The sequence below is a fragment of the Streptomyces sp. NPDC001231 genome (assembly GCF_042896885.1).
In the GTDB taxonomy this organism is placed as follows: Bacteria; Actinomycetota; Actinomycetes; order Streptomycetales; family Streptomycetaceae; genus Streptomyces.
Map to the genome: position 1 here is coordinate 139955 of NZ_JBIAXS010000025.1, position 9411 is coordinate 149365.

10 protein-coding genes are annotated in these 9411 nt (G+C 70.9%); 6 read left to right on the plus strand and 4 right to left on the minus strand.

Annotated features, from left to right (window positions below; all coding sequences use genetic code 11):
* The first annotated feature begins 117 nt into the window (after window positions 1-117).
* Window positions 118-1596 carry an MFS transporter gene (locus ACFY3J_RS27850; protein WP_390841966.1) on the plus strand — a complete coding sequence of 493 codons (1479 nt, stop codon included), beginning with the start codon at window positions 118-120 and terminating at the stop codon, window positions 1594-1596.
* Between the two features lie 69 nt (window positions 1597-1665).
* A complete protein-coding gene (locus ACFY3J_RS27855) occupies window positions 1666-2913 on the plus strand; it encodes a hypothetical protein (RefSeq protein WP_390841967.1) in 1248 nt (415 codons plus the stop codon).
* Between the two features lie 114 nt (window positions 2914-3027).
* Here the strand turns inward: ACFY3J_RS27855 and ACFY3J_RS27860 are convergent, their stop codons facing one another.
* The 3 genes from ACFY3J_RS27860 to ACFY3J_RS27870 form a co-directional block, all read right to left on the minus strand.
* Window positions 3028-3546: a levansucrase gene (locus tag ACFY3J_RS27860; RefSeq protein WP_390841968.1), complete on the minus strand. Its 519-nt coding sequence runs from the start codon at window positions 3544-3546 to the stop codon at window positions 3028-3030.
* Window positions 3547-3580: 34 nt separating this feature from the next.
* On the minus strand, window positions 3581-4117 hold the full coding sequence (locus ACFY3J_RS27865) for a DUF2269 family protein (RefSeq protein WP_390841969.1): 537 nt from the start codon (window positions 4115-4117) through the stop codon (window positions 3581-3583).
* Between the two features lie 126 nt (window positions 4118-4243).
* Window positions 4244-4552 carry a hypothetical protein gene (locus ACFY3J_RS27870; protein ID WP_384179405.1) on the minus strand — a complete coding sequence of 103 codons (309 nt, stop codon included), beginning with the start codon at window positions 4550-4552 and terminating at the stop codon, window positions 4244-4246.
* 215 nt (window positions 4553-4767) lie between these two features.
* Between ACFY3J_RS27870 and ACFY3J_RS27875 the strand changes: the two genes are divergently transcribed.
* Both ACFY3J_RS27875 and ACFY3J_RS27880 read left to right on the plus strand, forming a co-directional pair.
* Window positions 4768-5241 carry a carboxymuconolactone decarboxylase family protein gene (locus tag ACFY3J_RS27875; protein WP_384179403.1) on the plus strand — a complete coding sequence of 158 codons (474 nt, stop codon included), beginning with the start codon at window positions 4768-4770 and terminating at the stop codon, window positions 5239-5241.
* 95 nt (window positions 5242-5336) lie between these two features.
* Window positions 5337-5534 carry a DUF1737 domain-containing protein gene (locus tag ACFY3J_RS27880; protein WP_141360578.1) on the plus strand — a complete coding sequence of 66 codons (198 nt, stop codon included), beginning with the start codon at window positions 5337-5339 and terminating at the stop codon, window positions 5532-5534.
* Between the two features lie 28 nt (window positions 5535-5562).
* On the opposite strand, the gene ACFY3J_RS27885 is transcribed toward ACFY3J_RS27880, so the two are convergent.
* Window positions 5563-6582 carry an Lrp/AsnC family transcriptional regulator gene (locus tag ACFY3J_RS27885; protein ID WP_390841970.1) on the minus strand — a complete coding sequence of 340 codons (1020 nt, stop codon included), beginning with the start codon at window positions 6580-6582 and terminating at the stop codon, window positions 5563-5565.
* Window positions 6583-6705: 123 nt separating this feature from the next.
* On the opposite strand from ACFY3J_RS27885, the gene ACFY3J_RS27890 reads away from it, so the two are divergent.
* Both ACFY3J_RS27890 and ACFY3J_RS27895 read left to right on the plus strand, forming a co-directional pair.
* Window positions 6706-8145, plus strand: coding sequence for an MFS transporter (locus ACFY3J_RS27890; protein ID WP_390841971.1), 1440 nt, complete (start codon window positions 6706-6708; stop codon window positions 8143-8145).
* Window positions 8142-9320 (plus strand): M20 family metallopeptidase, encoded by a 1179-nt coding sequence (locus tag ACFY3J_RS27895; protein ID WP_384179397.1) that lies wholly within the window; start codon window positions 8142-8144, stop codon window positions 9318-9320. Before ACFY3J_RS27890 ends, ACFY3J_RS27895 begins: the two co-directional genes overlap by 4 nt.
* The last annotated feature ends 91 nt before the right edge of the window (window positions 9321-9411 follow it).

The window sequence follows — 9411 nt, forward strand, 5'->3', positions numbered from 1 at the left end:
GTCGCGTTCCCGCCTGTCCGGTGGGGCCCGGGCTTGGGCCGGTCGGCCGTCGCTCGGGCGTGATCCACGCGGTTCGGGGGAACTCGCATGGCGTTCCGCTCGTCGTGGAGGGAGCCCATGGCCACCGCCGAGGCCGAGACCGGCCGTACCGTGACCACCGCCATTCCCGCCCGCCTGGACCGCCTTCCGTGGTCGCGCTGGCACTGGACGATCGTCGTCGGTCTCGGCACCGTGTGGATCCTCGACGGTCTGGAGGTCACGGTCGTCGGCAACATCGCCAGCCGTCTGTCCGAGCCCGGCAGCGGCCTGTCGATCAGCTCCGCACAGGTCACGGGCACCGCGGCCGCCCTCTATGTGGCGGGCGCCTGCATCGGCGCCCTCTTCTGGGGCCGCCTGACCGACCGCTACGGCCGCAAGAAGCTCTTCATGATCACCCTCGCGGTGTATCTGGCGGCCACCGCCCTGACCGCGGTCTCCTTCGAGGTCTGGTGGTTCTTCCTCTTCCGCTTCCTGACCGGCTTCGGCATCGGAGGCGAGTACGCGGCCATCAACTCCGCGATCGACGAACTGATCCCCGCCGCGTACCGCGGGCGCGTCGATCTGATCATCAACGGCAGCTTCTGGGTGGGCGCCGTCGGCGGTTCACTGCTGTCGATCCTCGCCCTGAACACCGGCATCCTGGCCGCCGACGTGGGCTGGCGGCTGACGTTCGCGCTCGGCGCCGTCCTCGCCCTGGTGATCCTCCTCGTCCGCAGGCACGTCCCGGAGAGCCCGCGCTGGCTGCTGATCCACGGCAGGGACCGGGAGGCGGAGGAGGTGGTGACCGATATCGAACACAGGATCGAATCCGAGCGAGGCGAGCCACTGCCCGAGCCGCACAGCGAGATCACCATCCACCAGCGCCGCAGCGTGAGCTTCGTCGAGATCGCCCGCGCGGTCTTCGCCGACTACCGCAGGCGCGCCGTCCTCGGCTTCTCCCTCTTCGTCGGCCAGGCCTTCCTCTACAACGCCATCACCTTCGGCTTCGGCGCGATCCTGACCAGGTTCTTCCACGTCCCCTCGGACCACACCGGCTACTACTTCGCCGTCATCGCGGCGGGCAACTTCCTGGGCCCGCTGCTGCTGGGCCGCCTCTTCGACACGGTCGGCCGCCGGGTGATGATCTCCTCCACCTACCTGCTGTCCGGCCTGCTCCTGTTCGGCACGGCCTGGCTGTTCGGCCGCGGAACGCTGAGCGCCGGCACGCTGACGGCCTGCTGGTGCGTGGTCCTGTTCTTCGCCTCGGCCGGCGCCTCCAGCGCCTACCTGACGGTCTCCGAGATCTTCCCGATGGAGACCCGGGCGATGTCCATCGCCTTCTTCTACGCCCTCGGCACCGCGGCCGGCGGTATCAGCGGCCCGCTCCTCTTCGCCGACCTCACCAGCACCGGCAGGGTCGGCGACACGGTCCTCGCCTTCCAGATCGGCGCCGCCCTGATGTGCGCGGCGGGCCTGGTCGCCGCCTTCCTCGCGGTCAAGGCCGAACGCCGCTCCCTGGAGGACATCGCCACACCGCTGACGGCGGTGCAGGCACCGGAGGCTGAGGCGTTGCCCTAGCCGGTACGGCCTCCTACGGCACGGCCACGCGGGACGGAAACGCGCGGACTCGCGCAACCCTTCGACTAGGTGGGTGGTCATGCATGCATCACGTTGATAACTGATGTCACCGAGGTGAACATGAAGTTCCGTCGTTCTCTGACTCTCGCGGCGGCGACGGCCGCCATGGCCCCGGCCGTACTTCTCGCAGCCCCGGGCGCGTATGCGACGGACGGCGCCTCACCCGCGAGTACGGCGACGGTCACCACCGCCGCCGAGGACGATTCCTCATCGACCGAGGGGGACTCGATCCAGTCCGCAGGGGACACGAATCCGTCCGCAGGGGACTCGAACCCGTCCGACGACACGAACGGCAGCACCGGCCCGGGTGGGCCCGGCTCCGTCGGGGGCAGTGACGAGAAGGCCGGTACCGGTACCGGCGCGGACGGTTCGGCCGGCGAAGGCCAGGGCGGCTCGGCCGGCGAAGGCCAGGGCGGCTCGGCCGGTGAGGACAACGCGGGTAAGGACGGGGAGAACGCTGCCGAGGACCCCTCCAAGCCCGGCTCGGACGGCCCGAAGGGCGAGGACGAGCCAACCGGTAACTGGTGCGGCCCCTACAACTACAACGACAAGCTGTACACCTCCTTGGGGCGCGATTTTCCTCAAACGGTCGTCGCCGGCAGCGGGTTCCACCCCTTCACCCTCTACGTGACCAACCGCAGCGACCATGACATCAAGGACCTCGAACTCGCCATCAGTGCCAGGACATACGACTTTGAGCGTAAGTCCGCGTACAAGTACCTCGCCTTCCAGTACAAGGACCCGGCCGCTGGGACGTGGTCGGACATCGGCCTGAGCCAGTGGGGCGGCGGCAGCTTCACCACCGTTGATGTGGCGGCCCAAGAGTCCCTGACCGTCGACATGCGCATGAGCGTGGCCGACGACGCGCCGATCGGAACCGGCGAGCTCGATACCGGAGGCTGGTACCCGCTCGAAGACGGCAACCACTGCTCCTCCAATACGCAGATCACTTCCGAGTTCAACATCGACGCGGCCGGCACCGACACGGGCAACCCGCCGGAGACCGAACCCGGGACGAAGCCCGGGACCGAGCCCGGGACCGAGCCTCAGGGCGGCAGGAACGAGAACACGCCGACGCCCACCGCCACCGCCACTGCCACCAACGGGACGACCCCGAACGGTCACCTGGCCGAGACCGGCGCCGGTTCCGCCCTTCCCGCCATCGCCCTGGCCGGCGGCCTCGCGGTCTGCACCGGTGTCGGCGCGGTGTACGTAGTCCGCCGACGCAAGGCCACGCACGCCGGCACCACAGCCTGACGCACGACGAGGTGAACGCGGTACGGACACACGGGCGGGGTGTCACCGCCGGCCGCACCGGCGGCCGCACCGGCCTCATCGGAGGAACCGGTCGGCCGCCTCGGCGCCGGAGGATCAGCCGCCGTAGAAGTACCGCGTGCCCTTCTCGATGAAGTGGGACGCGTAGACCCGGCCGAAGACGGGCTTGCCGCGGTACATGCTCACATGGCGCTGCCCGCTGTCGACCACCACCGGCCGGGCCATGCAGGCGAACTTGTTGCGCTGCCGCTCCTCCGCCCACCGCACGGCGGCCGGGTCGACGTTCTCGCTGACCAGGACGGGGAAGGCGGCGACCCCGGTCTGGAGGCCCACGGGCAGCCCGCCCTTGGTGTCCTCGGCGTACTTCAGGACTCCGTAGGTGAAGTCCCTGATGGCGCCCACCGTGATCTCGGGGACCGCCGCGGCCACCGTGAACAGGTGCACATTCGTGGCCATCCAGCGCATCCGGAAGTCGGAGCGGCGTCCCACGAGCACGGGCATCCCGTGCCAGTCCTCCCACCGGGTGCCGCAACCGTCGGCCCGCAGCCGGCCCTCCAGGGCGGCGAGGTAGGCCCCCGACCCCGACTGCTGCTGCCCGACCCCCTGTTCATACATGAGCGGGATCCTATGCCTGCCGTGACGTCGCCCGTCAGGCTCCCGTCGTCGAGCCCGGCCTGACGATCATCAGCACCGTCACGGCGGCCCACAACAGGTTGAACTGGCCGGTGAACATGGCGAGTCGAACGGTGGCCCTGGGGGTGAGGGTGGGGGCGGTAGCGGTGGTGACGGCGGTGGTCGTGGCGGCGTCACCACCCCCACTGTCAGTGCTCTCTGCCACCCGCCGTTCCTCCAAGGCCTCGGCCATGGCGGTCTGCCGGGGCAACACCAGCGCGACGAGGACGACGGCGGCGAGCGCGGTGAGGACGATCGACACGATCAGCCAGGTGTCGCCGAGCACGCCCATGTTCTTGGCCGTGGCGAACCCGAACACCGGGACGGCGACCCCGACGACGGCGTAGACCCGGCAGATGCGCAGCAGCAACAGCACGGTCTCCACCGCCCGCGGGTCCTCGGGCGAGGCCAGAGCCCGGCGCGCGGCGGGCGGGAACATGCTGGCGGCGACGGTGACGGGCCCGATGGCGACGATCGCGGCCAGGACGTGCACGACGAGAAGGAACTTGGTCACGCCCCGACGCTAGACACCGGGCCGATCTTGAAGAAGTGGCGAGAGTGACAGGGATCAACGGATTCCCGCCACCACTCCCGGCGCGGACGATCGGCGCCCTGCCAACCCCTCCGGGAGACCGGGGCCTCAGCGGGCGTCCCGCCGGTCGGCGACGGCCCAGGAGGCGAGGGCGACCGCGCCGGCGACCGTGAACACGGATGGCCAGGCACCCATTTTCTTGGCCAGCGGATGCGACCCGGCGAAGGCGGCGACGTAGGCGGCGGTGAGCGCCCCTGCCGCCTTCCCGCCGGCCTGCTGCCGCCACTGCCACGCGGACGCGGCACCGGCGACCGCCAGCACGGCCCCGCCCAACTCCCGCTTCCCGGTCCACCGGGCCACGCCGTACCCACCGACGAGCCCACTCGCGGCGACCACCGCCGCAGGAACCCTGGCCATCACTGCCTCCCGCACTCGTAGGACAAACCAGGCTAACCCGCACGTCAGGCGGTGGGCCGGCGGGGGCCTGCCACACCCACCGAGTGATGAGACGCAGGTCACGTCAATTGCCCCGGCGGGTCTGTCACACATCGGCGACCGGCTCCGTCGTAGGTATGGAAGCGAAACCAAGCGAAGCAGTGCGAAGCAGAACGAACTCTCACAAGGAGCCCAGGATGGAAGCTCGTCTCAACCTCTTCGGCAACGCCCTCGCGGCCAAGTTCCTCCGCCAGATCAACGCCGCGGGCAAGACCGTGTCGGACTCGCCTCTCCCGGCCTCGACCCAGGAACTGGTGAAGATCCGCGCCAGCCAGATCAACGGCTGCGGCTTCTGCCTCGACATGCACACCAAGGACGCCGCCCACGCCGGCGAGACCACCGTACGCCTCAACATGGTCGCCGCCTGGCGCGAGGCCAAGGTCTTCACCGAGGCCGAGCGCGCCGCCCTGGAACTGGCGGAGCAGGGCACCCGCATCGCCGACGCCGCGGGCGGTGTCACCGACGAGGCCTGGGCCAACGCCGCCAAGCACTACGACGAGGACCAACTGGCGGCCCTGGTCGCCCTCATCGCCATGATCAACGCCTACAACCGCCTGAACGTCATCGTCCAGCAGCCCGCGGGCGACTACGAACCGGGCATGTTCGGCTGACCCGGGACCCGGGACCCCGTCGACCGTGACGGCTCGCTCGTCGACCTCAACGGCCCGCCCGAGGACCCGTCGAGCCGGCCTGAGACCCTGTCCCCATGACCACACCACCAGATGGACTGCCCCGCTACCGGGTCCTGACCGGCCCGGACGACGCCTCGTTCTGCCGCCGCGTGAGCGAGGCGCTCGACCTCGGCTACCGACTTCACGAAGGCCCCGCCCTCACCTTCAACGGCGAGAACGTCATCGTCGCCCAGGCGGTGGTCTGGCCGACGGGGCCGGAGGAGCGGGGATAGGGACGTTCGTGCCCGGGCGGGCCGAGAGTCACGCCCGGGCCGTGCGGCCGGTTCCGGGGCCGGTCACGACCACCCCGGCTCTCTTGTACGAACGCAGCAACAGCGCCGCCTCCGCCCCCGTCACTCCGTCCAGTTCCGCGAACACCCGCGTGGTGAAGTCGTGCACGTCCTGGGCCGAGCGGTGGCTGGAGTAGCCGAGAACGTTCGCCCGGCCGGTGGTGATGACCAGGTGCCGTACGTCGGACTCACGAGCCAGGCGGCGAACGGCCATGTCCAGCGCGCGGTGTTCGACGGAGAGCCGGAAGCGGGCCTCGACGGGGAAGCCGAGCACACCGGGCTCGGCGTGCAGGCGCAGGTGCAGCACGTGCGAGTCCATGAGCCGGGCGAGCCTGCGCCGGGCCGTGGTCTCGCTCACACACAGCTCGCGGGCGAGCCGCGCCATGGGGATGCGGGCGTCCCGCTCGAGCAGAGCCACCAGATGGCGGTCGAGCTCGTCGACGACCAGCGGCTCGGGCAGGGCACCGCCCTCGGCGACGCGACGGCGGGACGGTGTGGGCGCCTGGCGGTACGGGTCCCAGTCGTTGGCCGTCAGCAGGAGCCGCAGGACCACCGCCGTGTGCACGTCGGTGACACCGGGAATGCCGGCGATCGACCCGTCCACCGTGGTCAGGAGCTGCTCGGGGCCCGGCACGAGGACCTCGGCCAGCACCTCGGGCGAGCCGGTGGCCACGTCCACGGAGCGCGTGTCCGGGCGGCGGGCGAGCGCGAGAGCCACCGCGTGCAACTTGCCCGGCGCGCAGCGCACCGCCAGCTCCACGACCAGTCCCTCACCCAGGTACTCGGGCACCAGGAACGCCGTGAACCGCACCAGGCCGGAGCCGATGAGCCGGTCCAGCCGGCGCGCGACGGTGCGCTCATGTACATCGAGGCGGCCCGCCACATCAGCCCAGGCGGCTCTCGGGTCGCGGGCCAGCAGCCGGAGGATGGCGTGGTCCAGCGCGTCCAGGGCCGACGGCGCCGCTTCACTGGGCTTGCCCGAATCCGCCAACGATCACCTTTCAAATGCTTGTTTCCGCTGAATCTTCAGGGAGTCATTGCCGAGACTAAGTCGTTCGAGCGACCTTGAGTGGCACTTTCAGCCAGCCACTTTCCGTGAACAGGTGCGGCTTCCATGAACGACACCCCGATCCTCGCCCCTTCGCCCGCGAGACCCGCTCTCCGCCCGACCCCGGTCGCCGCGGTGATCGTCTCCCTGGTCCTGGTGGAACTGTCCAGCGGCATCACCCAGGGCTTTCTGGGCCCGCTGCTGAAGGGGCTCACCACCACCCTGCACGTGAGCGTCGCCGAACTGAACTGGATCAGCATCGCGAACCTGCTCTCCAGCGTCGCCTTCACGCCCATCCTGTCCCGTCTGGGCGATCTGCACGGCCACCGTCGCGTGCTGCGCTGGAACCTGGGCATCGTGCTGATGGGCTCGGTCCTGGTGGGGCTGAGCCGGTCGTTCGGGCTGCTGCTCGCGGGGCAGGTGCTCCAAGGCGCGTTCGCCGGGTTCTTCCCGCTGCTCGTCGGCATCCTGCGCAACCGGCGCACCGCCGCCGAGAGCCGGCGCGGCATCAGCCTCATGGTGGCCGCGCTGGTCGGCGGGCTCGCGCTGGGAACGGTGAGCAGCGGCCTGATCGCGGAGTACGTGGCGGTGCCGACCGCCGCCCTGTGGGTGCCCGCCGCAGCGGTGGGTCTCGCCCTTGCGGTGACCTGGCCGCTGCTGCCGGAGACCGAGGAACGGCCGGGCGGCTCCGCGGACTGGCTCGGCGCCGGGCTGCTGTGCGTGGGGCTCGTCGCCATCACGCTCGGGCTCGGGCAGGGCGGAGCGCCCGGCTGGGAGTGGACCTCGGCGAGGACGCTGAGCTGTCTGGCCGGCGGTGTGCTGGTGACGGCGGTGTGGGTGCTGGCCGAGCTGCGGACCGCGGCGCCCGTCATGGACGTACGCCTGTTCCGGCGCCGCAACGTCGTCGTGGTCGCGATCGTCACCCTGACCTTCAGCTCCTGCATGCTCGGTCTGCTGGTCGCCAACCCGGTGTTCCTGAGCACCTCGCGCGCCGAGGCGGGCTACGGGCTCGGGCTCACCCCGCTGGCCACCGCGTTCGCGCTGCTGCCGAACATGCTGGCGCTCGTGCTCGGCGCCCTGGTCGCGCCCGCCGTCGCCGCACGGCTCTCCGACCGGCGGACCCTGCTCGCGGGCTCGCTGCTGATGGCTGCCGGAAACCTCGCCGTGTACGTCTCCCACAGCAGCCTCGTGCCCTACCTGGCCTGCACCGCCGTCGTCGGTCTCGGCAGCGGGCTGCTCCAGCACTCCACCCGGACCCTCGCCGTCGAGGCCGTACCGCACGACCAGACCTCGGTGGGCTCCGGCATCAACGAACTCCTCATCAACGTCGGCGGCTCGCTCGGCGCCGCCGTGGTGCTCTCCGTCTTCGCCGCCGAGACCGCCGCGGGCAGGTCGCTGCCCGCCGTCACCGCCTACACCCACGCCTGGGCGATCTGCGCCGTCGTGTCCCTGGCGGGCGCCCTCGTCTCCCTGCTCTACCGCCGCCCCGTGAAGGAGACCCAGTGACCAGCGCCCAGCTGAAGGAACGGTGCCGGGACACCGTCACCCGCGCGCAGGACCAGGTCCTCGCGCTCAGCCACAGCCTGCACGCCGAGCCGGAACTCGCCTACGAGGAGCACCGGTCCGCCAGGAAGATCGCCGACCTGGTCGAGGGCGCGGGCTTCACGGTCGAACGAGGCGTGTGCGGCCTGCCGACCGCGTTCACCGCGGCCGCCGGCTCCGGGGACCTGGTCATCGGGATCTGCGCCGAGTACGACGCGCTGCCGGGCATCGGCCACGCCTGCGGCCACAACGTCAACGGCGCCGCCGCCGTCACCGCCGCCCTCGCGCTCGCCTGCGTCGCCGACGACATCGGCGTCACCGTCAAACTCCTCGGCACACCCGCCGAGGAGTACGGCGGCGGCAAGGCCGACATGCTGCGCGAAGGGGCCTTCGACGACGTGGCGGCGGCGATCATGGCACACGCCGCGCCCGCCGACGCCATCGGCATGACCTCGCTCGCCATCAGCAGCTGGAAGGTCGCGTACACCGGTCGTACGGCGCACGCGGCGGCGATGCCGCACCGCGGGGTGAACGCCGCCGACGCGATGATGATCGCGCAGGTCGCGATCAGCGCCTACCGGCAGCAGATGACGCCCGGCGCGGTCGTCTCCGGCATCGTCACCTCCGGCGGCGAGGCACCCAACGTCATCCCCGGCCGTACGACAGCGGACTACGACTGCCGGGCCGAGACGATCGAGGAACTGCGGGAGCTCCAGGCCCGGGTGCGCGCCTGTTTCGAGGCGGGGGCACTGGCGACGGGCGCCGAGCTGGCGCTCGAAACGGTCGGCAACGACTACGCCGATCTGCGGCAGGACCTGGACATGTGCGCGCTGTACCGCGAGGCGGCGGGCGACCTCGGCCGCACCGTGCCGCCGCGCGACCCCCGGCTGCGCGGCGGGTCGACGGACATGGGCAACGTCTCGCAGACCGTGCCGTCCATCCACCCCATGATCGGTTACGACTGCGGCGACGCGATCATGCACAACCCCGATTTCACGCGGTACGGCACGACCGCGAGCGCGGACCTCGCCGTCCTGGACGGCGGGCTCGCCATGGCATGGACGGCGCTGGGCCTCGCGACCGACGAGGGGCAGCGGAGCCGGTTGCTGAATCGGCTGACGGAGCGCGGCCGTCGCTAGTAGGGCTTGGTCAGGTCCGTATTGGTGCTGGTATGTCGCGGTGGCAGGTCGGACAGGTGCCGGTCCAGACCGCGAGTAGTGTCTGTAGCTC